We start from the raw sequence: 25,897 nt of genomic DNA, 5'->3' as shown, positions 1-25,897 counted from the left end.
ACGGACGGGAGCCGGCGCGGCACCGCGTCAGAGGTTGGTCATGTCGACCGGGATCTGCGGCTCGACGCCGTCCCGCAGCACGGTGGCCTCGATGAGCCCGTACGGACGGTCGGCCGCGAAGTAGACCTCGTTGTCGTTCTTGAGGCCGAACGGCTCCAGGTCCACCAGGAAGTGGTGGTTGTTCGGGAGCGAGAAGCGGATCTCGTCGATCTCGCTGCGGCTGTTGATGATCCGCGATCCCATCTGGTACAGCGTCTGCTGGAGCGACAGGGAGTACGTCTCGGCGAAGGCCTGGAGCATGTGCTTGCGCGCCTGCTCGTAGGACTTCTCCCAGTTCGGCATCCGCTGCTCGTCGCTGGTCCAGTTGTAGCGCCAGCGGGCGGAGACGTCGGTGGCCAGGATGCGGTCGTACGCCTCCTTGAGCGTCGTGTACTTGTCCTTGACGTAGCCCCAGAACTCGGAGTTGGTCGAGTTCATCACCGTCAGGTCCTTGAGACCGGAGATGACCTGCCACTTCTCACCGTCGAAGGTGATCTGGCTGGTGCGGATCTCCTGGTTCTTGCGGACGAAGGAGTGATTGACCTCGTCGGAGCCGATGAACCGCGAGTTGCCGTCGGAGGTGGCGATGCGCTCCCAGGCGTACTCCTCGATCCGGATCCGCGCGGTCTTGATCGGCTCCTGCGACGTCACGAAGTGACGGGCGAGGTGGATGCCGAACTGTTCGGCGGACTCGATGCCGTGCTCCTTGGCGAACGCGAACACCGTGTTCTTGGTGGTGTCCGTGGGCAGGACGTTCGCGTTGGAGCCGGAGTAGTGGACGTCGTCCATGTCGCCGGACAGGGCGACCGAGACGTTCAGGTCCTTGATGTGGTGGGTGTCGCCGTCCCGCGTGATCTTGACGACGCGGTTCTCTGCTTTGCCGTACTGGTTCTGGCCGAGAATCGTGGGCATGTGTCTGCTAGCTCCCTCGGTATACGGAGTAGCCGAACGGGTTGAGCAGCAGCGGTACGTGATAGTGCTCGCCCGGGGTGACGGCGAACGTGATCGCCACCTCCGGGAAGAACGCGCCGCTGTCCCTTACGCGGGGGGCGTCCTGCTGCGCCTCGGCTTGCTTCTTGGCGGTGAAGTACGACTCGGTCTCGAAGTCGAGCCGTACGTGGGTGGTGCCTTCCGGCAGGGCCGGCAGGTCCTTGCAGCGCCCGTCCGCATCGGTCGCGGATCCGCCCAGTGCCGCCCAGGGCGCGTCGCTGCCCGAGCGGGCGGCGAGCGAGACGGCTACGGCTGCGGCGGGGCGGCCGATGCTGGTGTCCAGGATGTGGGTGGACACCGATGCGGTGGCGAAGGTGCTCAAGACCTTCACTCTCCTTCTGTTGCGAGCTCTTACGAGTCGTCCGTGACGAGACGGGTGAGGCGGATGCGGTTGATCTTGCCCAGTTCGGTGCGCACGATCGCTCGCTCCTGCTCCGGCGTGTTCCCGGTCCGGGACTTCACCGCGTCACGCATCTGCTCACCGGTGGCCCCGGTGGCGCAGATCAGGAAGACATGTCCGAACCGCTCCTGGTAGGCCAGGTTGAGTGCGAGCATCTCGGCCTTGAGCTCCTCGGTGGCGCCGGCCATCCCCCGCTGTTCGCGGGAGGAGGTCGGGTCCCCGGGCTTCGGGCGGCCGATCGGCGGGTGACCGGCCATGGCCTCGGCCAGGTCCTGCGCGTCGAGTGCCGCCGTGGCGGTGTCGCTCGCGGAGAACAGGGCTTCGGCGGTGGCGTACGGACGGCGGGAGAGGATCGCTCTTCCCCAGGCCGCACTGGCACAGATCTCGTGCAGCGCGGTGGCCGCCTCGTCGTCCGCCAGGGTGTTGAACCGGGCGAGGCCCGGCGTGGAGCTCGAAGTCACGGGAGCCTCCGTGGCTGTATTTCGCTGTGCGTTGGTCGGGCTGCGGATAGCTAACGCCCTCCACAACACCACGTCAACACTTTGTTGAAATTCCGTTCATGTAAAAAACCGTCGCCCGGTGGTCCGGACGACGGCTCGCGTGTTCATGTGCTGTTTACATCCACCCGGGGGCCCAACTACTCACCTTTGGATTCCCTGTTCAGGTAGTTGTAGACGGTGAAGCGGGAGACCCCCAGGGCCCCCGCCACCGTCTCGACGCCGTGCCGCACCGAGAAGGCACCGCGTGCCTCCAGAGTCCGTACGGCCTCCTGCTTGGCCCTGCGGTCCAGTTCGGCGAGCGGCTTGCCGTGCCGGCGTTCCATCGCGGCCAGGATGTGGTCCAGCGAGTCGGAGAGCTGCGGCAGCCGGACCGCTATGACGTCCTCGCCCTCCCAGGCCAGGACGACATCGTCGGCCTGCGCCTGGTCGGGTCCGAGCAGCTCGGCGCCCATGGCGTCGACGAGCGGCTTCACGGCGGCGACGAGGGGGTGATCCGCGGCCTCGGTCACTTCGGGTCCTCCCCGATGACGTTGACCTGGAGCGAGACCCGGGTGGCACCCGATGCCAGGGCCTTGCGCAGCAGGGAGTCCACCGCGGTGAGCACCTCGTCGGCGCCGCCCTCCGCCGTGTTGCCGAAGGGGCCGACATCGACCGCGTCCAGCTCGGCCGACTGGATCACCTCGCGGGCCACGACCGCGTGGGCCGGTGCCTCGTCGAGATCGAAGGGCTCGGTGGTGAACTCCACTCTCAAGCGCACTGTGTCTCCCTCATGCGTCGCACCGCGTCCGGGGCGACCCGCGGCTCGGGCACGACCCTAACCCGCTCGCGGTCTACAGCGGCAGCACGCAGACCGCGGCCGGGGCGGGGAACGGGGTCCCGGACGGCGTCAGGGCGCCGGTGTCCCCGTCGACCCGGAAGGCGGTGACCGTGCCGGAGCGCTGGTTGGCGGCGAAGAGGAGGGTGCCGTCCGGGGAGAAGGCCGTGTGCCGGGGGAAGTCGCCGCCCACCGGCACGGTGTCCAGCAGCCTCAGCGCCGCCCCGCCGTCCTCGACGGCGTACCGGGTGAGGCTGTTGTGTCCCCGGTTGGCGAGGTAGGCGAAGCGGCCGTCGCCGGTGACCAGGAGCTGGGCGGGGTAGCTGGTGCCCTCGCCCGTTCCGGTGGACTGCGGGGTACCGGGGGTCAGGGTGCCGGTGGCGGGGTCGTAGCCGCAGACCACCACCGTGTTGTCGAGCTCGCACGCGAGGTAGGCGTGGCGGCCGCCCGGATGGAAGGTGAGATGGCGCGGTCCGGCGCCCGGACGCAGTGCGGCGTACGAGAGCTGCTCAAGGGTGCCGCGGTCCTCGTCGAGGCGGTAGGTGTACACCGTGTCGTTGCCCAGGTCGACGGCGAGGACGTGACCGCCGTCGGGGGCGGTGACGATCTGGTGGGCGTGGGGTCCGTCCTGACCGGGGCCGGGCGCGGGCGCGGTGTGGGCGACCAGGTCCGTGCGCTCCCCCACCGATCCGTCGGCGGCGAGCGGGTGCACGGCGACGCTGCCGGAGGTGTAGTTGGCACTGAGCAGCCACCGCCCGCCCGGGTGGACCGAGAGGTGGCAGGGGCCGGCGCCGCCGGTGGACCGCGTCCCCAGCACCCGGAACGTCCCGTCCTCGGCGAGCGACACGGCCGTGACACCGCCGTCGTCCTGCTCGTCGACGGCGTACAGGGTGCTGCCGGTGGGGTGCAGCGCGAGGTACGAGGGGTTCTCGACGCCGGTGACGGAGGTTCGGGAGGTGAGGGAGCCGGTCGCGGTGTCGTACGCGGCGACGCCGACACCCGTGCCTCCCGGGGTGGTCGAGGTGTAGGTGCCCAGGAAGAGCGTTCCGGTCCGGCGCACCGCCCCGTGCCTCACGGGGCGGTGCGCCGGACCGGGGCGGTGTTCGCTGCGGGGAAGCCCGGGGGCGAGGGCGAGGGCGCCGCCCGTCAGGAGTGCTCCGAGGACGGTGCGGCGGCTGGTGGGGGGTGTCATGCGAGGCACCTCGTGGGGGTCGATGGCGTCGGATGTGTCAGACACAGTGGCCTTCCCCGGTGGTCCGCGCAAGAGACGCACCGGCCATTGCGCAGGGCGCAACGGATCGGGGACCGGGCCCGGGGAGCACGGATCAGCCGCCGGACTGGATGTCACCGCGGGTGGACGACGTGATCGGGTCCCCCTGGGCGAAGTCCCCCGGCGGGATCCCCGGATGGTGTCCGCCCTCCACCGGCTCCACGGCGGCCGCCGGGCCGAGGGCCAGCCGGGAGACGATCCGGTAGCGGTCACCGCGGTAGAGCGAGTGCACGTACTCCACGGGGCAGCCGGTCGTGTCCGAGGTCAGGCGCTCGAAGAGGAGGGCCGGGGAGAGCTCCGGTACGTCCAGGAGCCGGGCCTCGGCCCGGGTCACCACGGTGGGCTCGATGGCCTGGACCGCTTCGTGGACGTGCACGTCGTGGCGCTCGCGCAGATGCTCGTACAGGTCGCCGTGCTCCAGTTCCTGGGCGGACAGGCCCGGAACCAGCTCGGCCCGGATGTGCAGGTGCTCGATCGCCATCGGGGTGCCGTCGACCAGCCGCAGCCGGGCCACGTACACGATCTCCGCCGCGGGCGACATGCGCAGCTTGCGGCCGACCCGGGCGCCCGCCTGGAGGGTGGTGAACTCCAGCAGCCGGCTCGACCAGGCCCCCGCCGCCTGCGGGACCGTCAGGGCCAGGTCGGCCGAGATGAGCTCCTGGGTGATCTTCGCAGGTGCGACGAACATGCCGCGGCCGTGCTCGCGCACCAGTAGCCCGACGGCCACCAGCTCGTCGATCGCCGCGCGCAGGGTGGGCCTCGAGACGCCGAGCGTGGCGCACAGCGCGCGCTCCGAAGGGATGGCGTCACCCGGGCGGCGTGACTCGATCAGCTCCAGTACGGCGTCGCGGGCCCGTTCCCGTTTGAGCACCGTTCCCGATGCGTCGGCGTCCATGTGCTGCCCCTCCTGACCTTTCTCTCACTTACCAGTTGAGCAACCAGTGAAGCGAACTCACGCACTGGTCAGGTGAAGTGTAACCGGCCATCGGTGAATCATCCCGGACCGGATTTCCGAGAGATCAATAAAATCCTTGTCCACCAAGGGGGTTGACGGCCCCATTGGTCTATGCCACCTTCATCCACCATCAAGAGGTGAGCTGTCCAGTGGGCTTCACTGGTCAGGTGGTCAGGTCCTTGTCTTCCAGAGGTGAACCGTGAAGTACCGCTTGCTTGCCGGTGGGTCCGCGCTCGTGATGGCCGCCGTTCTCAGTGCCTGCAGCTCGTCGTCCGACTCGGCCGACGCGTCCGGTGACGGACCGACGGACATCGACGTGTGGCTGATGCGCGACAGCGTCTCCGCCCAGTTCCAGAAGGAGTTCGTGAAGGGCTTCGAGGCCGCACACCCCACGATCAAGGTCCGGGTGCAGATACAGGAGTGGGACGGCATCGGTGAGAAGATCACCGCCGCGCTGGCCAGCAACGACGCACCCGACGTGATCGAGAGCGGCAACACGCAGGTCGCCCAGTTCGCCCAGAGCGGCGGCCTGCTCGACCTGAGCGACAAGGTCGACGAGCTGAACGGCAAGGACTGGCTCAAGGGGCTCGCCGAGCCGGGGGCGTACGAGGGCAAGCAGTACGGCATCCCGTACTACGCGGCCAACCGCGTCGTCATCTACCGCACCGACCTGTTCGAGAAGGCGGGAGTCGACGCGTCCGCCATCAAGACGCGCGAGCAGTGGACCGAGGCCACCGCAAAGCTCAACAGGGGGGGCACGCAGGGCATCTACCTGCCCGGTCAGATGTGGTACGCGCTGGCGGGCTTCGTCTGGGACGAGGGCGGCGACCTCGCCACCGAGTCCGGCGGCAAGTGGAAGGGCACCCTGGACACTCCCGAGGCGCTGCGCGGGATGGAGTTCTACGAGCAGCTCCAGGCACTCGGCAAGGGGCCGAAGGACTCCGACGAGGACTCCCCGCCGCAGGCCGACGTGATGGCCCAGGGCAAGACGGCCCAGGTGATCTCCACGCCGGGCGGCGCCAACGTCGTCATGGAGAAGAACCCGGACCTGAAGGGCAAGCTCGGCTTCTTCCCGATCCCGGGCAAGAGCGCGGACACCCCGGGCGCCGTCTTCACCGGCGGCTCCGACCTGGTCATCCCCACGGCTTCCAGGCACCAGGAGGCGGCACTGACCTTCATCAAGGAGCTCACCGGTGACGCCTGGCAGAAGAAGCTGGCCGTGGCCATGAGCTACGTACCGAACCGAACGACGCTCGCCTCCGCCGTGGCGGGCGATCCGGGGGCCGCGGCGATGGCGGTCGGCGCGGCGAACGGGCACGCGACGCCCAACACCCCCGGCTGGGCCGCCGTCGAGGCGGAGAACCCGATCAAGGACTACATGGCCGCCGTGCTGACCGGCGGCGATCCGGCGAAGGAGGCCGCCAAGGCCTCCGCGGACATCACCCGGGCCATGAACACCTCTTCCTGATCCCTCGCCCATCCGCCCGACCACCGAGAGGAGGCGTGCCGTGTCGGTCATCCGGGAACGGACCGCACCCCCCAGCCGCCCGCTCCGCCCGGCGACCGGCACGGCACCGCCGCCGCGCCGCCGGCGCCAGCGGTCCGGAGAGCCGCGCGGCCTCTGGCCGTACGTCCTGATCGCCCCCGCCGTCGGCGGCATGCTCTATCTGCTGCTCTACCCGCTCCTGCGGGCCGTACTGATCTCGCTCCAGGACTTCCGGCTGCGCCAGCTCATCGTGGGCGACGCCGAGTTCGTCGGCCTGCGCAACTACCGGACGCTGCTGTCCGACCCCCGGTTCTGGGAGGTGGTCCGGCGCACCTTCCTGTTCATGGCCGTCAACGTGGCCCTGATCATGGTGATCGCGACCCTGGTCGCGCTGATGACCGAGCGGCTGGGCCGGTTCGGCCGCACCGTGGTGCTCAGTTCGCTGGTGCTGGCCTGGGCGATGCCGGTGGTCGCGGCCACCACGGTCTTCCAGTGGCTCTTCCACTCCGAGTTCGGCATCGTCAACAGCTTGCTGACCGAGGCCGGCTTCTCCTCCTTCGACCGGTATCCGTGGTTCGCGCACGGCACCGCCGCCTTCTCGATCCTCGTCCTGCTGATCGTCTGGCAGTCGGTGCCGTTCGCGGCGATCACCATCTACTCGGCGCTCACCACGGTCCCCGCGGAGCTGTACGAGTCCGCGCGGCTGGACGGGGCGACCGGCTCCCGGATCTTCCGTTCGGTCACCTTCCCGATGCTCCGGCCGATCTTCCTGCTGGTCTTCTCGCTCGAAGTGATCTGGACGTTCAAGGCGTTCGTCCAGATCTGGGTGATGACCCGCGGGGGGCCGGGCGACGCCACGACGATCCTGCCCGTCTACGCCGTGCAGAAGGCACTCGCGGGGCAGCGCTACGACCTGGGCTCGGCCGCCTCGATGATCACCGTGGTCCTGATGTCCGGGGTGCTCGTCCTCTACTTCCGCCAGATGCTCCGACAGGAGGACGCGTCCTGATGACCCTGCTGCGCCCGAGAGTCCGGCGGATCCCGCTGAACGCCGCCGCCGTACTCACCGTGCTGGTCTGTCTGTTCCCCGTCTACTGGATGGTCTCGACCGCGTTCAAGCCGTCGCGGGACATCCAGTCCACCGATCCGAAGCTCTTCCCGCACACCTGGACGCTCGACCACTTCCGTACCGCCGTGCAGGCCGACGGGTTCGAGCTGTTCTGGCGCAACAGCATCCTGGTGACGCTCAGCTCGATCCTGCTGGCGCTGCTGGTCGCCATCGGCTCCGCGTACGCCGTGGCCCGGATGCGGTGGAAGGGCCGGCGGCAGTTCATGCTCATGGTCTTCATCGCCCAGATGGCACCCTGGGAGTCGCTGATCATCCCGATCTACATCATCTCCCGCGACACGGACATGCTCGACCGGCTGCCGACCCTCACGCTCGTCTACTTCATGGTCACGCTGCCGTTCTCGATCGTGGTGCTGCGCGGCTTCATCGCCACCATTCCGCCGGAGCTGGAGGAGGCGGCACAGGTCGACGGGTGCACCCGGACCGGTGCGTTCCGGCGGGTGGCGCTGCCCCTGCTCGCACCGGGGCTGATGGCGACGTCGCTGTTCGGCTTCATCACCGCGTGGAACGAGTTCGCGTACGCCAACTTCCTGATCATCAAACACCAGGACAGCCGCACCCTGCCGGTCTGGCTGTCGTCGTTCCAGAACACCTTCGGCACCGACTGGGGCGCCACCATGGCCGCCTCGACCCTCTTCGCCCTGCCCGCGCTGGTCGTCTTCCTGCTGCTCCAGCGCCATGTCACCTCCGGCTTCGCGGCCGGCGCCGTCAAGGGCTGACGCCCGAGATCCGAACCCGGAGGCTCCTCGTGCCCGCATCACGCCCCGAACAGTCCCTCGTCCCCCGCCCGCGCAAGGTCTCGGCCCGCCCCGGCCGGTTCACCCTCGACCAGGACACCTCGGTGCGGGCCTATCCCGGCGCGGAGGGCGCCGCCGACCTGCTGCGCACCCTGCTCGCCCCGGCCACCGGTCTGCCTCTCCCGCCCTCCGCCACCGGCCGCATCGTGCTGGCACTCGACCCTCAGCTCGGCGGCCTCGGCGAGGAGGGCTACGGACTCACCATCAGCCCGGACGCCATTCTGCTGCGCGCCGCGCGGCTGCCGGGCCTGCTCTGCGGTGTCCAGACGATCCGTCAGCTGCTGCCCGCCGAGGCCCTGTCGGGCACGGCGCAGCGGGACGCCCCGTGGATGCTGCCCTGCGTCGAGATCAGCGACGTGCCCGCGTACCCGTGGCGGGGGTCGATGCTCGACGTCGCCCGGCACTTCCAGCCGGTGTCCTACCTGCGCCGGTACGTGGACCTGATGGCGCTGCACAAGCTCAACACACTCCACCTGCACCTCACCGACGACCAGGGGTGGCGGATGCCCGTCCCCGCCTACCCCCGGCTGACCGGGATCGGTGGTCACCGCAGGCAGTCGATGTCCGGGCCGCCGGGGCGCGGCGACGAGTCCTTCGACGGGATTCCGCACTCGGGGGCGTACACCCGGCAGGAGCTGCGGGACCTGGTCCGGTACGCGGCGGCGCGCGGGGTGCGCGTGGTGCCGGAGATCGAGATGCCGGGCCATGTGCGCGCGGCGCTCGCCGCCCACCCCGAGCTGGGGAACGACCCCGCGCGGCGGCTGGACGTGTGGACCCGCTGGGGGGTCTGCGACACGGTGTTCGGCGTCCACGAGGAGGTCTTCGACTTCTGCCGGACGGTGCTGGAGGAGGTCATGGACGTCTTCCCGTCCCCGTACATCCACATCGGCGGCGAGGAGTGCCCGACCACCGAGTGGGAGACGAGCCCGGCGGCGCGGGCGCGGGCCGCCGCCGAGGGACTGCCCGACGCCCGGTCGCTGCACGGCTGGTTCATGGGCCGGATCGGCTCGTTCCTGGCCGAGCAGGGCAGGCGCCCGGTCGGCTGGGCCGAGACGGGCACCGAACTCCCCCTCGAATTCACGGTGATGACCTGGCGCGACCCGGCCCACGCGCTGGCGGCGGCCCGCCGAGGCCACCAGGTGGTCGCCGCGCATTACCGGGCCACCTACCTCGACTACGCCCAGTCCACGGACCCCGGCGAGCCGGCCACGCAGCCGGGACCGGCCGTCGACCTGCGGGCCGTCCACGGCAACCGGCCGGTGCCGGACGGCTGGGACCCGGCGGACGCGTCCCGCGTGCTGGGCACCCAGGCCCAGTTGTGGACCGAGTACGCGAGCACGCAGGACCGGATCGAGTATCTGACGTACCCGCGGCTGTGCGCCCTCGCGGACCGCGCCTGGTCGGGCGGTCGCAGCGACTGGCCCGGCTTCATGTCCCGCCTCGGCCGGCACACGGCACGGCTCGACGCCCTGGGCGTCGGCTACCGCCCTCTGAACCCCCGGTCGCTCCAGACCACTTCCCCAGGAGCAGCGCCACCCCGGTAGGAACCACTCCCCCACGACCGTTCCGGAGAGGAACAGGTTCATGAAGTCACTCGCGAAGAGCCGGATCCGCGCGGCGGCGGCAGCCGCCGCCACCGTGGCCCTGGGCTGTACGGCCCTGGCCGCCGTCCCGTCGTCGGCGAGCGCCGCCGACGGACCGCTCGCCGTGCAGTACCGCACCAGCGCGTCCGGAGCCACCGCCGACCAGAGCGAACCCTGGCTGAAGGTGCGCAACACCGGCAGTGCCGCCGTACAGCTCAGCTCCGTCAAGATCCGCTACTACTTCAAGGGCGAGGCGGCGGGCGACGCCTACCGGTTCGCCTGCTCCTGGGCGGTGAAGGGCTGCGCGAACATCACCGGCACGTTCGGCACGCTCGCCTCCCCGACCGCCACCGCCGACCGCTACCTGGAGATCGGCTTCACCGCCGGTGCGGGATCGCTCGCGCCGGGCGCCGACACCGGCGACATGCAACTGCGCTTCTACCGGTCGAACTGGCAGACCCTGGTGCAGAGCGACGACTACTCCTTCGACGCGGGCCGGACGGCGTACGGGGACTGGTCGAAGGTGACCGCGCAGCTCGGCGGCGCCACGGTCTGGGGCCAGGCCCCGGCGGGTAACGGCCCGACGGATCCCACCGACCCGACGGATCCGACCGAACCGCCGGAGGGCGCGCCCACGCTCTTCGACGACTTCAACTACAGCGGTCACGCGGACCCGCAGATCGCCGCGCACGGCTGGAGCGTCCGCTCCAACTCCGGCGGACCGGGCGTGCCCGGCGCCACCTGGGCGCCGGAGAACGTGACGTTCGCCGCCCAGGGCGGGAACTCGGTGATGAACCTGGCGACATCCACCGCGGGCAGCGGTGAGTCGACGAAGCAGACCGAGATCCTGACCCAGTCGATGAAGTTCCGCAACGGCACCTACGCGGCGCGGGTGAAGTTCAACGACGCACCGGTCTCCGGCCCCGACGGCGACCATCTCGTCCAGACGTTCTTCACCATCAACGACCTCAAGGCGCCGATGGCGGACGACTACGCGGAGTACGACTTCGAGTACCTGCCGAACGGCGGCTGGGGCGAGAGCGGCAACATCCTCTACACGACCTCGTGGGAGACGTACCGCCCCGACCCGTGGGAGGCCGTCAACCAGCACACCGAGTCGCGGCAGAGCTACGCCGGCTGGCACGACCTGGTCGTGACGATCGACAACAGCGCGATCACGTACTACATCGACGGCCAGCTGTTCGGCACGCACGGTGCGGCGTATCTGCCGGAGCGGGGGATGTCGATCAACTTCAACCAGTGGCTGATCGACCTGGCCGGGCAGACGAGCACGACGCCCCGCTCGTACGACCAGCAGGTGGACTACGTCCTGCATGTGAAGGACCAGGTCCTGACCCCGGCGCAGGTCAATGCCCGGGTGAACGCGTACCGCACGGCGGGGACGACGTTCCAGGACACGGTGCCGGCCGGGTGAGCCGGTAGCGGATGCGGAGGGCGGGGCGGAGGGACGGTGTTCCTCCGCCCCGCCTTCGTCATGTCCGGAGCCCGAATTCCGGGCACCCCCTTGACAGCCCGCCCACCTCCCATGCAATCTTCCGTTAAGCAGAAACTAACTTCCGCAATACGGAAGGAGCGCCGAAACCCTCATGGGCTACCCGGACCAGCGCTTCGATGTGAACCTTTCGATCCTCTTCACGGAACTCCCGCTTCTGGAGCGACCCGCGGCAGCCGCCGCGGCGGGCTTCACGGCGGTCGAGCTGTGGTGGCCATGGACCGAGACCCCCACCCCTCCGCAGGCCGAACTCGACGCGCTGAAGAAGGCGCTCGACGACGCCGGCACCCAACTGGTGGGACTGAACTTCTACGCCGGACAGCTGCCCGGCCCCGACCGAGGCGCGCTCTCCGTGCCCGGCACGGAGTCGGACCGCTTCCGGGCCAACATCGAGGTGGTGGCAGACTTCGCCGCCTCGGTCGGCTGCAAGGCGCTCAACGCGCTCTACGGCAACCGGGTCGACGGCGTCGACCCCGCCACGCAGGACGCGCTCGCCCTGGAGAACCTGGTCCTCGCCGCCCGCGCGGCGGACCGGATCGGGGCCGTCCTGCTGATCGAGACCCTGAACGAGCCGGAGTCGCCGCGCTACCCGCTGGTCAGCGCACCGGCCGGCATCGAGGTCGTCGACCGGGTCAACGCGGCGACGGGCCTCGGCAACGCGAAGTTCCTCCTGGACCTGTACCACCTGTCGATGAACGGCGAGGACCTCAGCGAGGTCATCACCGCGTACGCCGACCGGACCGGTCACGTCCAGATCGCGGACAACCCGGGCCGCGGCGCGCCGGGCACCGGCTCGCTCCCGCTGGAGCAGCTCCTCGACGAGCTGACGAAGGCCGGTTACGACGGCTGGGTCGGCCTGGAGTACAAGCCGGGCGACCGGCCGAGCGCCGAGTCCTTCGCGTGGCTCCCGGCCACCGCGCGGGCCGCCCGCCGCTAGCGGCGGACCGTCACTCGTACACACGCTTATCGGAAGGCACCCTCATGAGCAACAACCTCCCCAAGGTTGCGTGGATCGGGCTCGGCATCATGGGCTCGCCCATGTCCGAGAACCTGATCAAGGCCGGTTACGACGTCACCGGCTACACCCTGGAGCAGGACAAGGTCGACCGGCTGGCGGCGGCCGGCGGCACCGGCGCCTCCTCGATCGCCGAGGCGGTCAAGGACGCGGACGTGGTCATCACGATGGTGCCCGCCTCCCCGCAGGTCGAGGCGATCGCGTACGGCCCCGAGGGCATCCTGGAGAACGCGAGGCGCGGCGCCCTGCTGATCGACATGTCCTCGATCACCCCGCAGACCTCCGTGGACCTCGCGAAGAACGCCGCCGAGAAGGGCATCCGCGTCCTGGACGCCCCGGTCTCGGGCGGCGAGGCCGGTGCCATCGAGGCCGTGCTGTCCATCATGGTGGGCGGCGAGCAGGCCGACTTCGACGCCGCGAAGCCGGTGCTCGACGCGCTGGGCAGGACCATCGTGCTCTGCGGTCCGCACGGCTCCGGCCAGACGGTGAAGGCGGCCAACCAGCTGATCGTCGCGGTCAACATCCAGGCCTGCGCCGAGGCCGTCGTCTTCCTGGAGAAGTCCGGGGTCGACCTCGCCGCCGCCCTCGACGTCCTCAACGGCGGACTGGCCGGCTCGACCGTGCTGACCCGCAAGAAGGACAACTTCCTGAACCGGGACTTCGCCCCGGGCTTCCGGATCGACCTGCACCACAAGGACATGGGCATCGTCACGGACGCCGCCCGCAACGTCGGTGCCGCACTGCCCGTCGGCGGCGTGGTCGCCCAGCTCGTCGCCTCGCTGCGTGCGCAGGGCGACGGGGGCCTGGACCACTCCGCCCTGCTGCGCTCGGTCGAGCGTCTCTCCGGCCAGCCCGTCCGGGACTGATCCGAAGCGGCCGGGCCCTTCGCAGGGCCCGGCCGGCTCCACCCCGCCGGGTGCCCCTCTCCCCGGCCCACAGGCTTCCGGACGGCGTCGACGCTGACACCTGTCCTGTCGCGCCCAGGCGCCGGCGCCGTCCGGAACACCACCCCGTACCACCGCACCGCCCTCTCCACCACGAATTTCAACAAACTGTTGACGTCGGGTTCGGAGCGTACTTACGCTCCTGGAGCCCCCAGGACGTCGCAGTTCAGCAGCTCCCGTACGGAAGGTCGCCCCGACACCATGACGCAGCGTGTGCTTACGACCGAGTCAGGCGCCCCGGTCGCCGACAACCAGAACTCCGCCACCGCCGGCGCCGGCGGCCCGGTCCTCCTCCAGGACGGACACCTCCTGGAGAAGCTCGCCCGTTTCAACCGGGAGCGCATTCCGGAGCGTGTGGTGCACGCCCGGGGCTCCGGCGCGTACGGCTACTTCGAGGTGACCGACGACGTCACCGGTCTCACCCGCGCGGACTTCCTCTCCGAAGTGGGCCGCCGCACCGAGACGTTCATCCGGTTCTCCACGGTCGCCGACTCGCTCGGCGGCGCGGACGCGGTACGCGACCCGCGTGGCTTCGCGCTCAAGTTCTACACGAACGAGGGCAATTACGACCTCGTCGGCAACAACACCCCGGTGTTCTTCATCAAGGACCCGATCAAGTTCCCCGACTTCATCCACTCGCAGAAGCGCGATCCGTTCACAGGCCGTCAGGAAGCGGACAACGTCTGGGACTTCTGGGCGCACGCCCCCGAGGCGACGCACCAGATCACCTGGCTCATGGGCGACCGCGGCATCCCCGCCTCGTACCGCCACATGAACGGCTACGGCTCGCACACCTACCAGTGGACCAACGCCGCCGGCGAGGCCTTCTTCGTCAAGTACCACTTCAAGACGAACCAGGGCGTGCGCTCCCTCTCCGCCGACCAGGCCGCGGAACTCGTCGGCAAGGACGCCAGCTCCCACCAGACGGACCTGCTCCAGGCGATCGAGCGCGGTGTGAACCCGTCCTGGACCCTGTACGTGCAGGTCATGCCGGCCGCCGAGGCCGCGGACTACCGCTTCAACCCGTTCGACCTCACCAAGGTGTGGCCGCACAGCGACTACCCGCTCCAGCGCGTCGGCCGGCTGGTCCTGGACCGCAACCCGGACAACGTCTTCGCCGAGGTGGAGCAGGCCGCGTTCTCCCCGAACAACTTCGTACCCGGTATCGGTCCGTCGCCGGACAAGATGCTCCAGGGCCGGCTGTTCGCGTACGCGGACGCGCACCGCTACCGGCTGGGCGTCAACCACACCCAGCTGCCGGTGAACGCGCCGCGCACGGCAGTCGTCGACAACTACGGCCGCGACGGTCTGCACGCCACGCGCAACGGGGCCCGGCACGACAAGAACTACGAGCCCAACTCGTACGCGGGCCCGGCCCAGACGGACCTCGCGCACTCCGCACCCCTGGCCGTCCAGGGCTGGACCGGCACGCACGAGGCGCCCGCCCACACGAAGGACGACGACTTCTTCCAGGCGGGTGAGCTGTACCGGCTGATGTCGGACGACGAGAAGGGGCGGCTGATCGCGAACATCGCGGGAGGCCTGTCGCAGGTCACCCGGGACGACGTGATCGAGAAGAACCTCGCCCACTTCCACGCCGCCGACGCCGAGTACGGCAAGCGCGTGGAGGAGGCCGTCCGCGCCCTGCGCGAGGACTAGGGTCTTCCGCCTGGATCAGGCCGGACCCCGCGAGCCGTGCCTGATCCAGACGAGAGGCCCCAGGACCCCGGCCTCTCCCCCCGACCCTGCCCGCGTCGTCGCGCCCGCCCGGATGAGGGGTTGCGCGGGGCGCGGGCAGGACGGGGGTGTCCGGCGGATACCCGCGGCCGCGGGTATCCGCCGGACACCCCCGGGGCCGCGGCGGTGGTGCGATGCCAGTGCGGTGGTGTGGGTGCGGCCCGGGTTCCAGACCTGAAGGCCCCGGGACCCGCACCCTTCGCCCCCGCCGCGGCCCCTGTTCATTCCCCTTCGGCCAGGGCGTGGAGTACGGATACGGTCCCGTACTCCACGCCCTTCTCGGGATGCCGGTCACCCACCGGCTCCTCGCCGTCGCTCAGGGCGCGCCGCGGCTCTCCCCGTTCCGAAGGGCTCCGGCGCATCCGCGGACCGAGCGCCTCGGGCGCCGGCTTCGTTTCCGCGACGAGGCGCGTCTGCGCGCCGCACACGTCGATCACTGCCGAGCTTGATCCACCTCTGCGACACGCCTCAGTAGGCGGTGCTGAGTTCCCAGAACCGGAAAACGGTCGAGGTGTCCAGGCAGTTCTGCAGGCCCCGAACATTCTCGTGGGCGACCGCGTACTGCTTGCCCTGCCAGAGCGGCAGGATCGGCAGCTGCTGCGCCACGATGTCCTGCAGTTTCACGTACGCCGTCCGCGTGCTCGCGCGGTCCGTCATGGACGAGGTCCGCGGGATGATCCGGTCGACGATCTCCTTGTTGTCGTAGTTGTTCGACAGGACGTTGCCCTCACCGAAGAACGGCTGGGTGAAGTTGTCCGGATCGGGGTAGTCCGGCACCCATCCCTTGACGTAGATGCCGAACTTGCCGTCGGCGATGCCCTTCTCGTACTCGTCGAAGGGGACGGACTTCATGCGGGCGTCGAAGAGCCCGCTCCGGTTCAGCTGATCGGCGATGGTGTGCAATTCGTCGTCGGTGGCGGGCCCGTACCGGCTCGGGGTGGACCAGAGGGTGAGTTTCACCTTGTCCGCTATGCCGGCCTCCCGTAGCTCCGCCTTCGCCTGTTTCGGCTTCGGGCTGTCCCCGTAGGTGTCGAAGAAGGAGGTGCCGTGGCCGGTGATGCCGACCGGGATGACCGAGTAGAGCGGTTCCGCCGTGGACTGGTAGACCTCGCTGACGAGGGTGTAGCGGTCGACGAGGTAGGCGATGGCCTTTCGGACCGCGAGCTTGCCGACGACCGGGTCGTCCACGTTGAAGACCATGTGCTGGACTTCGGCGCTGTCGCCCTGCACCACCTCGATGCCGCCCTTCTCCGCGGTGGACGAGGTGTCCAGGGCGGCTATCGCCTTGGCGCTGAGGCCGCGATAGGCGATGTCGACGTCGCCGTTCTCCAGTGCCGACTGGAGGGCCTGCTGGTTGCCTCGGAAGAGCTCCAGGGTCACGCCCGAGTTCTTCACCTCGGCGGTTCCTTCATAGCCGGGGTAGACAGAGAAGACGGCTTTCCCCTTGTCGATGGAATTCAGCTTGTAGGGGCCCGAACCCACCGCCTCGCCACCTTCGAGCAGGCTGTCCTCGGGGTAGACCCGACGGTCCACTATGGAGCCGCCCCCCGAGGCGATCTTGCTGGGGAACGTCGCGTCGGGCACCTTGAGGCGGAAGACGACGGTCTTGTCGTCCGGGGTTCTGATCGACGAGATCGTGGAGAGCAGTGGCGCGGGGCCCGCCGGGTCGTTGATCCTGATCGTCCGGTCGAAGGAGTACTTCACGTCCGCCGACGTGAGGCTGTTGCCGTTGCTGAACTTCAGCCCGTCACGCAAGGTGCAGGTGTAGGTCTTGCTGCCGTCGGAGAACCCGCACGCCTGGGCCGCCTCCGGCACGGGAGTGGACGCTCCTGGCGGGAAGCTCAGCAGGGACTGGAACACGTTGTTGAACAGCAGCCAGGACCCCGGGTCGTACCCCGAGGCCGGATCCGTCGCGAGGATGTCGTCGGACATCCCGATGACCATCCTGGCCTCGGAGCCCGGGGAGCTGCAAGCCGTCAATAACATCGCTGCCAGTCCCCCGGCGATCAGGGTCCTTGGCCGCCTTGTACAAACCTTCACAGAACGTTCCTCATGCTCTCGGCCGGCCGCGTGGGGGGTGTCCCCGGGCGCAACCGGATCAGGTCGGAAAACGACGGCGAACACCGCGACCGTCCAGCACTGCCGGCCCGACCGGGCTCGATTGCGGGACCGGCGGACTCGGTGTTCGCCAGGAACTCTTTACATGATGACTGGCCACCAAATGCCGTTTGATGAACCGCAGTTGGCGAGTCGATATCAATCTCGTGGTGATATTGGCAATCTACTTGTACACCGCGATGCGTGCTGTCACATCGCACGAAGAAGTGTCCATCCAGCAGCTCGCGAACCCGCTGAACTCAGCCTTGCGACCTGGACTGTCCGGATACCTCAGCGATTTACCCCTTCAAGCCGGACGCTTCATACCTCTGTATAACCTGTCGGCCTATACGAACAGATTGAGGGTCCCAGGTGAACGCCGGACGATCGGATATCGCAATCGAGTTGCCCGAAGGCTCCGGGTGGGACGGGAATGTCCTCACCCGGGACGGTGGTCCGGTCGCCCTGCCACCGGTGCGGCGGATGTCCCCCCGTACTGGTCCGCCTTCGAAGCGGGCGCCGGCGGGGTGGATCCCGTCACCTGCCCGGTCGCGCGGATTGGCTCGATATCGCGCAGGGGACCGCTGTAAGGGTGACCACGCCGTTCGTCACACAACGGTCTTGGACACCGTCGTCCGCGCCTTTGCAGGCGCCCCTTGGACCACACCACCAAGAGGAACCGGTGTCCTGCCCGGAACGCCTCACCCCCGTGGAGAAGCTCACCGCCGCAAAGAAGCTGTCGAGCCTCCGGCGTACCGTCGTGATCTGCGGCTCCACCCGCTTCACGACCGAGATGACCGAAGCCGGTCCGCGGAGACCGGAGCGGGAAGGATCGTCGTCAAACCGGGCTGCGCCATGAAGTCGCCGCGCGAACTCCGGTCCGGCCCTGTCGAGGCCGAGGCCCTGAAGCTCGGGCGGGTGTCGCAGGTGCGGGTCCTTCCGGAGCACCAGCGGAAAGAGCACCTACGGAAATCTCCGTAGGTGCTCTTCGCGAACGGGCCCGCAGGCCCGGCGGACTCAGGCCTGCGCGAACGGCCGGATCGCCGTCGGGGCGTGGCCCGGTTCCGTCGCCACGTCCTCGAACTCGTTGACCGACGCGATGTCCGTACCGCTCATCGCGATGTTCGTGACCCGCTCCAGGATCGCCTCGACGACCACCGGCACCCGGAACTCCGCCGCCAGCTTCTTGGCCTCCTCGAAGGCCGGCAGGAGCTGGTCCGGCTCGGTGACCCGGATCGCCTTGCAGCCCAGGCCCTCGACGACCTTGACGTGGTCCACGCCGTAGACGCCCAGCTCCGGGGAGTTGAGGTTCTCGAACTCCAGGTTGACCTGGAAGTCGATGTCGAAGTTGCGCTGCGCCTGGCGGATGAGCCCCAGGTAGGAGTTGTTCACCAGGACGTGCACGTACGGGATGCGGTGCTGCGCGCCGACCGCGAGCTCCTCCAGCATGAACTGGAAGTCGTAGTCACCGGAGAGCGCGACGACGGAGCCCTCGGGGTCGGCCGTCGCGACGCCCAGCGCGGCCGGGATCGTCCAGCCGAGCGGGCCCGCCTGGCCGCAGTTGATCCAGTGGCGCGGACGGTAGACGTGCAGCATCTGCGCGCCGGCGATCTGCGAGAGGCCGATCGTGGTGACGTACCGGGTCTCGGGGCCGAACGCCCTGTTCATCTCCTCGTACACACGCTGCGGCTTCAGCGGGACGTTGTCGAAGTGCGTACGCCGCTGGAGCGTGGCCTTGCGCTCCTGCGTGGACGCGGCCCACTGCGAGCGGTCCTTCAGCCGGCCGGCCTCCTTCAGCTCGCGCGCCACCTCGACGAACAGTCCGAGCGCGGCCTTGGCGTCGGAGGCGATGCCGAGATCGGGGGCGAAGATCTTGCCCAGCTGGGTGGGCTCGATGTCGACGTGGACGAACGTCCGGCCCTTCGTGTAGACGTCCAGCTTGCCGGTGTGCCGGTTGGCCCAGCGGTTGCCGATACCGAGGACGAAGTCCGACTCCAGGAAGTTCGCGTTGCCGTAGCGGTGCGAGGTCTGGAGGCCCACCATGCCAGCGTTGAGCTCGTGGTCGTCGGCGATGATGCCCCAGCCCATCAGGGTCGGGACGACCGGGACGCCGGTCAACTCGGCGAACTCCACCAGGAGTTCGGAGGCGTCGGCGTTGATGATGCCGCCACCCGCGACGAGCAGCGGGCGCTCGGAGGCGTTCAGCATCTCGACCGCGCGCTCGATCTGCTTGCGCGAGGCGGCGGGCTTGTGGACCGGCAGCGGCTCGTACAGGTCGGGGTCGAACTCGATCTCGGTGAGCTGCACGTCGATCGGCAGGTCGATGAGGACCGGGCCGGGACGGCCGGTGCGCATCAGGTGGAAGGCCTGCTGGAAGACGCCGGGGACCTGCGCGGCCTCCAGGACGGTGGTGGCGGCCTTGGTGACCGGCTTCGCGATCGAGGCGATGTCCACCGCCTGGAAGTCCTCCTTGTGGAGCACCGCGGTCGGGGCCTGGCCGGTGATGCACAGGATCGGGATCGAGTCCGCGATGGCGGAGTAGAGGCCGGTGATCATGTCGGTGCCGGCCGGGCCCGACGTGCCGATGCAGACGCCGATGTTCCCCGGGCGGGCCCGGGTGTAGCCCTCGGCCATGTGGGAGGCGCCCTCGACGTGGCGGGCGAGCGTGTGATGGACCCCGCCGGAGGCCTTGAGGGCCGCGTAGAAGGGGTTGATCGCCGCGCCCGGCACACCGAACGCGTTGCTGACGCCTTCGCGCTTGAGGATCTCAACTGCCGCTCGGGCAGCGGTCATTCGAGGCATTGAGTGCTCCTGCTCGGACCTGGGTGGAGTCGGGCTCTGTCGCGCCACCTGAGAGCACCAATTCCGCATGACGGAAGTTTGATTCTGCTATACGGAAGCAAATCTAAAGTGCGACCGGACAGCCGTCAAGAGAGGCGGCCCGGGGCGCCACAGCGCGGACAGGCCCCGCGAACTACCCCAAGTCCCTCCCCCGGGCCTCGCTCTTGGTGGAGCATGGGGGTACGGAGCGGAGCGGCCCGGATCCCGTGGGCCTGCCGCATGCCCGTGAGCGGCGATCCGTGGGCCGTGATCCGTGGGCCGGAAGGAGTCCGAGGGTGGAATCAGTGCCGGTACGGTGCCCGGCCTGCCGCCGTGACCACGCGTACGTCACACCCGTCTACCCGTGTCCGTGCGGCGCACCGACCGCCCCGCCCCTGCTGCGCGGCGGTCCTGTCACGCCGATCACCCATCGCACCTGGAACGACGACTGGGTGACCGTGCGCTGCCGCGGCTGCGGGCGGCACGACCAGTGGCCGCAGCCCGAGCTCTGCTGCCCGTGCGGGACCGTGCTGCGGATCCCGGTCCGGCCGGTGGCGGCTCCCGGCCGCGCGGGCGGTTCGGCGCCCCGGTCCACGCGGCCTTCGCACATACCGCTGCCGCGTACGGCTCCGGCCCCGAGGCCCGCATTCCGGCCACTGACGATCCGTACCGCGCGGGACGCGGTGGGCGCCGCCGCGCTGTACCTGAAGTGGCTGGGCTACCGCGACGTCGTACAGCCCGCGGAACGCCCGGCGTCCCGGATCGACCTGCGGGCGGCCGGACTCATCGCCCAGGTCGACTCCACCACCCGGCCGACCGCACTGCGCGATGTCGAATGCCTGTGGCTCAACGGGCTCACCACAGCCGTCTCCAGCGTGTTCTTCTCCCTCGCCGGGTACGCGCCCGATGCCAGGGAGCGGGCGGACGGGCTCGGCATTCCCCTGTTCGTCATGGACCTCACCGGGACTCCGCAGCCGGTGAACAGCCCGGCGGACGAACTGCTCAGCACGGGTGCCTGAGCCCGGCGGAGCAACCGCCTTCCGCGTCCTGGCCGCGTCCGGCCTCACCGACGGGCTGCGCGCTTCGCGCCGAGGAGGCGGAACACGCCCTGTACCGGTGACCCCGGGTCCGTATGCGGCGCGACGTGCCGCACCTCACAGAAACCGACCGGCCACAGTGAGTGCTATCGGTCACGTTCGAGCCAGGGGCCACAGATGTTCGGTCCGATGTCAGCGGCGGGGCCTACAGTGGTGCGCATGGTCTTAACTCCACGACTTTCTCCACCCGCGACATCTTCCAGACCCGCGACACCGGCGACTGACGCGCCGAGCACCTTTCCCGCACAGCCGGCCCACCCCGCCGCCGTCGAGGCGAACGAGGCGATCCGCGCGCTCGTGGACGCGCGGGCCGGCCAGGACTGGTCCCCCGTGGAGTCCGCGGCCTACGAGGTGCTCCTGATCGAATGGGCGGCCGCGACCCAGGGCACCGCAGGCGACATCATCGAAGCCGCCTGACCGCGCCCCGGCGTCGCACCTCGACGCCCCGCTCAGGCCGTCTGCCGGCCGTAGTTCTCCCTCAGCTCGATCTTCCGGACCTTCCCGCTGACCGTCATCGGGAAGGTCTCCATGATCCGGAGCAGGCGCGGGACCTTGTAGTGCGCCAGCCGCTCGTGACAGAAGGACCTGATCTCCTCCAGGCTCGGCGGGTCCGCCGGATCTGCGGGGATGACACAGGCCAGGATCTCCTCGCCGTACCGCTCGTCCGCCACCCCCACCACCTGCACATCGGCGATCTTCGGATGGGCGTGGAGGAACTCCTCGACCTCCCGCGGGTACACGTTCTCGCCACCGCGGATGATCACGTCCTTGATCCGGCCGACGATCTGCACGTAGCCGTCCTCGCGCATCACCGCGAGGTCCCCGGTGTGCATCCAGCGCCCCGCGTCGATCGCCTCGGCGGTCCGCTCGGGCTGCTCCCAGTACCCGAGCATCACGCTGTAGCCGCGGGTGCACAGTTCGCCCGACACCCCGCGCTCCAGCGTCACGCCCGTCGCCGGATCGACGACCTTGACCTCGATGTGCGGCATCACCCGCCCGACCGTGCCGGTCCGGCGTTCCAGGTCGTCGTCGCGGCGGGTCTGCGTGGAGACCGGTGAGGTCTCCGTCATGCCGTAGCAGATGGACACCTCGTCCATGTGCATCTCGGCGACGACGCGCTTCATCACCTCGACGGGGCAGGGCGATCCGGCCATGATGCCGGTGCGCAGCGAGGAGAGGTCGTACGAGGCGAAATCCGGGAGGTTCAGCTCGGCGATGAACATCGTGGGGACCCCGTACAGCGAGGTGCAGCGCTCCTGCTGGACGGCGGCGAGGACGGCCGCGGGTTCGAACGCCGGGGCCGGGATCACGATGCAGGCGCCGTGCGAGGTGATGCCGAGGTTGCCCATGACCATGCCGAAGCAGTGGTAGAACGGCACCGGCAGACAGACCCGGTCCTGTTCGGTGTAGGCGACCAACTCCCCTACGAAGTAGCCGTTGTTGAGGATGCTGTGGTGGGAGAGCGTGGCCCCTTTGGGGAAGCCGGTCGTGCCGGAGGTGTACTGGATGTTGATCGGGTCGTCGCAGGACAGTCCGGCCTCGCGGGCGGCGAGTTGCTCCGCGGTCACCGAACCGGAGACGGCGAGCAGTTCGTCCCAGGAGCGGTCGCCGATGTAGTGCACGGCGTGCAGGGCGGGGCAGTTCGCCCGGACCTGTTCGACCAGGGCCCGGTAGTCGCTGGTGCGGTGCGCGAGCGAGGCGACCAGGAGGGAGACCCCGGCCTGCTCGAGTACGTACTCCAGCTCGTGCGCCCGGTACGCGGGGTTGATGTTGACCATGACGGCGCCGATGCGCGCGGTCGCGTACTGGACGAGCACCCACTCGGGGCAGTTGACCGCCCAGATGCCGACCCGGTCCCCCTGCTCCACTCCCGAGGCCATCAGCGCGCGGGCCAGTTCCTCGACGGCCGCGCCGAACTCCGCGTACGTCCAGCGCCGCCCGGACGGCACGTCGACGAGCGCCTCGCGGCCGGGATGGGCCCGGACCGCCCGGTCGAGGTTGCGGCCGATGGTGTCGCCGAGCAGAGGGGTGGCGCCGGTGCCGTGCGCGTAGGACAGTCCGGTCATGTGAGGTCCCCCTCGCTGTACTCGGTTCCGGCTCCCTGGGCCGTGCGCTCGCGCAGCTCGATACGGCGGATCTTTCCCGAGACGGTCTTGGGCAGTTCGGCGAACTCCAGTCGGCGGACCCGCTTGTACGGGGCGAGCACGGCCCGGGAGTGGGCGAAGAGCACCTTGGCGGTGTCCGGTCCGGGCTCCCAGCCCTCGGCGAGCACGATGTACGCCTTCGGGACGGCGAACCGCACCGGGTCGGGGGCCGGCACGACCGCCGCCTCGGCGACCGCCTCGTGTTCGAGCAGGGCGCTCTCCAGCTCGAACGGCGAGATCTTGTAGTCGGATGCCTTGAAGACGTCGTCGGCCCGGCCGACGTAGGTGATGTAGCCGTCGGCGTCGCGGGAGCCGATGTCGCCGGTGCGGTAGTAACCGCCTGCCATGGCCTCGGCGGTCCGCTCCGGATCGCCGTGGTATCCGGTCATCAGGCCGACCGGGTGGGCCGACAGGTCGAGCGAGATCTCGCCCTCGACGGCGCCGGGCTCACCGCTGACCGGGTCGAGGAGGACCACCTTGAACCCCGGGCTGGGGCGTCCCATCGAACCGACCTTCAGGACCTGGCCGGGGGTGTTGGCGACCTGGACGGAGGTCTCCGTCTGTCCGAAGCCGTCGCGGATGGTGACACCCCAGGCGCGCCGGACCGTCTCGATGACCTCGGGGTTCAGCGGTTCGCCCGCCGCGACGACCTCGCGCGGCGGGGTCGTCAGCTGGGAGAGGTCGGCCTGGATGAGCATGCGCCAGACGGTGGGCGGGGCGCAGAAGCTGGTGACGCCCGAGCGGTCCATCTCGGCCATCAGACGGCCGGCGTCGAAGCGGTTGTAGTTGAAGATGAAGACGGTCGCCTCGGCGCTCCACGGGGCGAAGAGGTTGGACCAGGCGTGCTTGGCCCAGCCGGGCGAGGAGATGTTGAGGTGGACGTCGCCCGGCTTGAGACCGATCCAGTACATCGTCGAGAGGTGGCCCACGGGGTAGGTGACATGGGTGTGCTCGACGAGCTTGGGGCTGGCGGTGGTGCCCGAGGTGAAGTAGAGCATCAGCGGTTCGTCGGCGTCGGTCTCGCGGTCCGCCGTGAAGGTCTCCGGCTGCGCGTCGGCCCCGGCGTACGAGATCCAGCCCTCGGTCTCGGCGCCGACGGAGATCCGGGTGTAGCGGCCGGGCACCTCGTCGAACTTGGCGGTGTCGGTGTCGCGGACCAGGACGTGCCGCACCTTGCCGCGCTCCACCCGGTCGCGCAGGTCGACGGGGCCCAGGAGCGGCGTCGCGGGGATCACGACGGCGCGCAGCTTCATCGCGGCGAGAGCGGTCTCCCAGAGCTCGGTCTGGTTGCCGAGCATGACGAGGATGCGGTCGCCCTCGCGCACGCCCTGGGCGCGCAGCCAGTTCGCCGCCTGGTTGGAGCGGGCGGACATCCGGGCGAAGGACGTCTCGCTGCGGCCGCCGTCCTCCTCCACGATGTGCAGGGCGGTGCGGTCGTTGTTCTCGGCGATGACGTCGAACCAGTCGAGCGCCCAGTTGAAGTGATCGCTGCGGGGCCACCGGAAGCCCTCGTAGGCCGCGGTGTAGTCCTCGCGGTGCCGAAGCAGAAAGTCCCGGGCAGCCCGGAACGTCTCCGTCGCACTGGTCGCCGACATGTGCCCTCCTCATTGCGGACCGGACGCTCCTGACATCATGTAAACAGTGACCCAGGTCTCACCACCCCCGAACGGGGGTGCCTTGGGGGACGATGTGTTCCCCGGAGCCGGGCGGAGAGGCGTCAGCGTGCCGGAATCGGTCGATGCGGTCGAGATGCAAGCGGCGCTGTTGCGGCTGCGCCGGACGAGCGGGCTGCCCGTGGCCTTCGGCGGGCTGCTCTCCGACACCCGCCACGCCAGGATCGCGGAGCTGAACGGGGCGCACACCACGGCGTTGCGCGGGCTCGTGATCTCGGCCGGCAGCGGACTCGGCGGCAAGTCGATCGCCTTGTCGCGCCCGTGTGCGGTGACCGACTACCACTCCTCGCGCCACATCAGCCACGAGTACGACACGGCGGTGGCCGCGGAGGGCCTGCGTTCGGTGGTCGCTGTGCCCGTCGTCGTACGCCGCAAGGTGCGGGGTGTCCTGTACGGGGCGCTGCGCGAGCCCCTCACGCTCGGGGACCGTACGTTCGACGCGGCGGTCGCGGCGGCCCGTGACGTGGAACAGGCGCTGGCCGTCCGGGACGAGGTGCAGCAGCTGCTCGCCGCGACCCGGGACGAGGTCACCGACCCCCGCGCCGTACCCGGGGCGTGGGAGGACGTCCGGGAGGCGCACCGCGAGCTGCGCGCCCTCGCGCCGAAGGTCCTCGACCCGGCCCTGCGCGACGAGCTGCTCGCGGTGTGCGGGCGGCTCGCCTCGGCGGCGGGTGCCCGGGAGCCCGGACCACGCGGGTTCCAGCTGGCGCCGCGCGAGGTGGACGTCCTCGCCTGTGTGGCCTCGGGCGCGACGAACGCGGTGGCGGCGGACCGGCTCGGGCTGCGGCCGGAGACGGTGAAGGGCTATCTGCGCTCGGCGATGCGCAAGCTCGGTGCGCACACCCGGCTGGAAGCGGTCGTCGCGGCCCGGCGGGCGGGGCTGCTGCCGTAGGT

Annotated in this window: 23 protein-coding genes and 1 pseudogene; 12 read left to right on the top strand and 12 right to left on the bottom strand. The window is 69.7% G+C overall.

What is annotated here, in order from left to right:
• Positions 1–27: 27 nt before the first annotated feature.
• The 7 genes from pucL to ACGFZA_RS08830 form a co-directional block, all read right to left on the bottom strand.
• The gene (gene pucL, locus ACGFZA_RS08860) at positions 28–951 is read right to left on the bottom strand and encodes a factor-independent urate hydroxylase (protein ID WP_385273097.1); all 924 of its coding nucleotides are present in this window, start codon (positions 949–951) and stop codon (positions 28–30) included.
• 7 nt (positions 952–958) lie between these two features.
• Positions 959–1,351, bottom strand: a complete 393-nt coding sequence (uraH, locus tag ACGFZA_RS08855; protein ID WP_385273100.1) for a hydroxyisourate hydrolase — start codon at positions 1,349–1,351, stop codon at positions 959–961.
• A 29-nt stretch (positions 1,352–1,380) separates the two neighbouring features.
• Positions 1,381–1,890, bottom strand: coding sequence for a 2-oxo-4-hydroxy-4-carboxy-5-ureidoimidazoline decarboxylase (gene uraD / locus ACGFZA_RS08850; RefSeq protein ID WP_385273103.1), 510 nt, complete (start codon positions 1,888–1,890; stop codon positions 1,381–1,383).
• A gap of 176 nt (positions 1,891–2,066) precedes the next feature.
• Entirely contained in the window at positions 2,067–2,381 is a 315-nt protein-coding gene (locus ACGFZA_RS08845) for a helix-turn-helix domain-containing protein (RefSeq protein ID WP_385273406.1), read from the bottom strand.
• A gap of 53 nt (positions 2,382–2,434) precedes the next feature.
• The gene (locus ACGFZA_RS08840; protein ID WP_266784485.1) at positions 2,435–2,686 is read right to left on the bottom strand and encodes a hypothetical protein; all 252 of its coding nucleotides are present in this window, start codon (positions 2,684–2,686) and stop codon (positions 2,435–2,437) included.
• 73 nt (positions 2,687–2,759) lie between these two features.
• Positions 2,760–3,935, bottom strand: a complete 1,176-nt coding sequence (locus ACGFZA_RS08835; protein ID WP_393678349.1) for a lactonase family protein — start codon at positions 3,933–3,935, stop codon at positions 2,760–2,762.
• 133 nt (positions 3,936–4,068) lie between these two features.
• On the bottom strand, positions 4,069–4,908 hold the full coding sequence (locus tag ACGFZA_RS08830) for a GntR family transcriptional regulator (protein ID WP_385273110.1): 840 nt from the start codon (positions 4,906–4,908) through the stop codon (positions 4,069–4,071).
• A 259-nt stretch (positions 4,909–5,167) separates the two neighbouring features.
• On the opposite strand from ACGFZA_RS08830, the gene ACGFZA_RS08825 reads away from it, so the two are divergent.
• The 8 genes from ACGFZA_RS08825 (at position 5,168) to ACGFZA_RS08790 (ending at position 15,094) form a co-directional block, all read left to right on the top strand.
• Positions 5,168–6,436, top strand: coding sequence for an extracellular solute-binding protein (locus tag ACGFZA_RS08825; protein WP_393678347.1), 1,269 nt, complete (start codon positions 5,168–5,170; stop codon positions 6,434–6,436).
• Between the two features lie 40 nt (positions 6,437–6,476).
• Positions 6,477–7,463 carry a carbohydrate ABC transporter permease gene (locus ACGFZA_RS08820; RefSeq protein ID WP_385273116.1) on the top strand — a complete coding sequence of 329 codons (987 nt, stop codon included), beginning with the start codon at positions 6,477–6,479 and terminating at the stop codon, positions 7,461–7,463.
• Positions 7,463–8,302 carry a carbohydrate ABC transporter permease gene (locus ACGFZA_RS08815; RefSeq protein WP_385273119.1) on the top strand — a complete coding sequence of 280 codons (840 nt, stop codon included), beginning with the start codon at positions 7,463–7,465 and terminating at the stop codon, positions 8,300–8,302. The genes ACGFZA_RS08820 and ACGFZA_RS08815 overlap by 1 nt, the downstream gene beginning before the upstream one ends.
• A gap of 29 nt (positions 8,303–8,331) precedes the next feature.
• Positions 8,332–9,924: a beta-N-acetylhexosaminidase gene (locus ACGFZA_RS08810; protein ID WP_393678344.1), complete on the top strand. Its 1,593-nt coding sequence runs from the start codon at positions 8,332–8,334 to the stop codon at positions 9,922–9,924.
• A 40-nt stretch (positions 9,925–9,964) separates the two neighbouring features.
• Positions 9,965–11,398 (top strand): cellulose binding domain-containing protein, encoded by a 1,434-nt coding sequence (locus ACGFZA_RS08805; protein ID WP_385273125.1) that lies wholly within the window; start codon positions 9,965–9,967, stop codon positions 11,396–11,398.
• Between the two features lie 172 nt (positions 11,399–11,570).
• Complete coding sequence (locus tag ACGFZA_RS08800; protein ID WP_385273128.1) at positions 11,571–12,413, top strand: TIM barrel protein; 843 nt, start codon at positions 11,571–11,573, stop codon at positions 12,411–12,413.
• 44 nt (positions 12,414–12,457) lie between these two features.
• Complete coding sequence (locus ACGFZA_RS08795) at positions 12,458–13,357, top strand: 2-hydroxy-3-oxopropionate reductase (RefSeq protein ID WP_385273131.1); 900 nt, start codon at positions 12,458–12,460, stop codon at positions 13,355–13,357.
• 279 nt (positions 13,358–13,636) lie between these two features.
• Positions 13,637–15,094, top strand: a complete 1,458-nt coding sequence (locus ACGFZA_RS08790; RefSeq protein WP_393678340.1) for a catalase — start codon at positions 13,637–13,639, stop codon at positions 15,092–15,094.
• 299 nt (positions 15,095–15,393) lie between these two features.
• Here the strand turns inward: ACGFZA_RS08790 and ACGFZA_RS08785 are convergent, their stop codons facing one another.
• Together ACGFZA_RS08785 and ACGFZA_RS08780 are read right to left on the bottom strand one after the other, a co-directional pair.
• Complete coding sequence (locus ACGFZA_RS08785) at positions 15,394–15,609, bottom strand: hypothetical protein (RefSeq protein WP_393678338.1); 216 nt, start codon at positions 15,607–15,609, stop codon at positions 15,394–15,396.
• A gap of 31 nt (positions 15,610–15,640) precedes the next feature.
• Complete coding sequence (locus ACGFZA_RS08780) at positions 15,641–17,212, bottom strand: ABC transporter substrate-binding protein (RefSeq protein ID WP_385273137.1); 1,572 nt, start codon at positions 17,210–17,212, stop codon at positions 15,641–15,643.
• A gap of 739 nt (positions 17,213–17,951) precedes the next feature.
• On the opposite strand from ACGFZA_RS08780, the pseudogene ACGFZA_RS08775 reads away from it, so the two are divergent.
• A pseudogene (locus ACGFZA_RS08775) lies at positions 17,952–18,178 on the top strand (hypothetical protein); the annotation flags it as partial.
• A gap of 108 nt (positions 18,179–18,286) precedes the next feature.
• Here ACGFZA_RS08775 and gcl read toward each other — a convergent pair.
• Complete coding sequence (gene gcl, locus ACGFZA_RS08770; protein WP_385273140.1) at positions 18,287–20,062, bottom strand: glyoxylate carboligase; 1,776 nt, start codon at positions 20,060–20,062, stop codon at positions 18,287–18,289.
• Positions 20,063–20,385: 323 nt separating this feature from the next.
• Here gcl and ACGFZA_RS08765 point away from each other — a divergent pair, with 323 nt between their 5' ends.
• Both ACGFZA_RS08765 and ACGFZA_RS08760 read left to right on the top strand, forming a co-directional pair.
• On the top strand, positions 20,386–21,108 hold the full coding sequence (locus ACGFZA_RS08765; RefSeq protein WP_385273143.1) for a hypothetical protein: 723 nt from the start codon (positions 20,386–20,388) through the stop codon (positions 21,106–21,108).
• Between the two features lie 237 nt (positions 21,109–21,345).
• Positions 21,346–21,603 (top strand): hypothetical protein, encoded by a 258-nt coding sequence (locus tag ACGFZA_RS08760; RefSeq protein ID WP_385273146.1) that lies wholly within the window; start codon positions 21,346–21,348, stop codon positions 21,601–21,603.
• A 32-nt stretch (positions 21,604–21,635) separates the two neighbouring features.
• On the opposite strand, the gene ACGFZA_RS08755 is transcribed toward ACGFZA_RS08760, so the two are convergent.
• On the bottom strand, positions 21,636–23,252 hold the full coding sequence (locus ACGFZA_RS08755; protein WP_393678335.1) for an AMP-binding protein: 1,617 nt from the start codon (positions 23,250–23,252) through the stop codon (positions 21,636–21,638).
• Entirely contained in the window at positions 23,249–24,925 is a 1,677-nt protein-coding gene (locus ACGFZA_RS08750) for an AMP-binding protein (protein ID WP_393678333.1), read from the bottom strand. The genes ACGFZA_RS08755 and ACGFZA_RS08750 overlap by 4 nt, the downstream gene beginning before the upstream one ends.
• A 127-nt stretch (positions 24,926–25,052) precedes the next feature.
• Between ACGFZA_RS08750 and ACGFZA_RS08745 the strand changes: the two genes are divergently transcribed.
• Positions 25,053–25,895 (top strand): response regulator transcription factor, encoded by an 843-nt coding sequence (locus ACGFZA_RS08745; RefSeq protein WP_385273155.1) that lies wholly within the window; start codon positions 25,053–25,055, stop codon positions 25,893–25,895.
• Positions 25,896–25,897 lie beyond the last annotated feature (2 nt).

The organism is Streptomyces sp. NPDC048211, assembly GCF_043202315.1.
In the GTDB taxonomy this organism is placed as follows: Bacteria; Actinomycetota; Actinomycetes; order Streptomycetales; family Streptomycetaceae; genus Streptomyces.
The sequence above is the reverse complement of the archived record's forward strand: the minus strand, read 5'-3'. Positions and strand labels throughout refer to the sequence as shown.

Excerpts from the sequence above, each read along its gene's own strand:
- ACGFZA_RS08790 (WP_393678340.1), top strand. The coding sequence starts at position 13,637 with ATGACGCAGCGTGTGCTTACGACCGAGTCAGGCGCCCCGGTCGCCGAC.
- gcl (WP_385273140.1), bottom strand. The coding sequence starts at position 20,062 with ATGACCGCTGCCCGAGCGGCAGTTGAGATCCTCAAGCGCGAAGGCGTC.
- ACGFZA_RS08830 (WP_385273110.1), bottom strand. The coding sequence starts at position 4,908 with ATGGACGCCGACGCATCGGGAACGGTGCTCAAACGGGAACGGGCCCGC.
- ACGFZA_RS08845 (WP_385273406.1), bottom strand. The coding sequence starts at position 2,381 with ATGGGCGCCGAGCTGCTCGGACCCGACCAGGCGCAGGCCGACGATGTC.
- ACGFZA_RS08815 (WP_385273119.1), top strand. The coding sequence starts at position 7,463 with ATGACCCTGCTGCGCCCGAGAGTCCGGCGGATCCCGCTGAACGCCGCC.
- ACGFZA_RS08835 (WP_393678349.1), bottom strand. The coding sequence starts at position 3,935 with ATGACACCCCCCACCAGCCGCCGCACCGTCCTCGGAGCACTCCTGACG.
- ACGFZA_RS08795 (WP_385273131.1), top strand. The coding sequence starts at position 12,458 with ATGAGCAACAACCTCCCCAAGGTTGCGTGGATCGGGCTCGGCATCATG.
- ACGFZA_RS08755 (WP_393678335.1), bottom strand. The coding sequence starts at position 23,252 with ATGACCGGACTGTCCTACGCGCACGGCACCGGCGCCACCCCTCTGCTC.
- ACGFZA_RS08760 (WP_385273146.1), top strand. The coding sequence starts at position 21,346 with ATGGTCTTAACTCCACGACTTTCTCCACCCGCGACATCTTCCAGACCC.
- ACGFZA_RS08750 (WP_393678333.1), bottom strand. The coding sequence starts at position 24,925 with ATGTCGGCGACCAGTGCGACGGAGACGTTCCGGGCTGCCCGGGACTTT.
- ACGFZA_RS08800 (WP_385273128.1), top strand. The coding sequence starts at position 11,571 with ATGGGCTACCCGGACCAGCGCTTCGATGTGAACCTTTCGATCCTCTTC.
- ACGFZA_RS08805 (WP_385273125.1), top strand. The coding sequence starts at position 9,965 with ATGAAGTCACTCGCGAAGAGCCGGATCCGCGCGGCGGCGGCAGCCGCC.
- pucL (WP_385273097.1), bottom strand. The coding sequence starts at position 951 with ATGCCCACGATTCTCGGCCAGAACCAGTACGGCAAAGCAGAGAACCGC.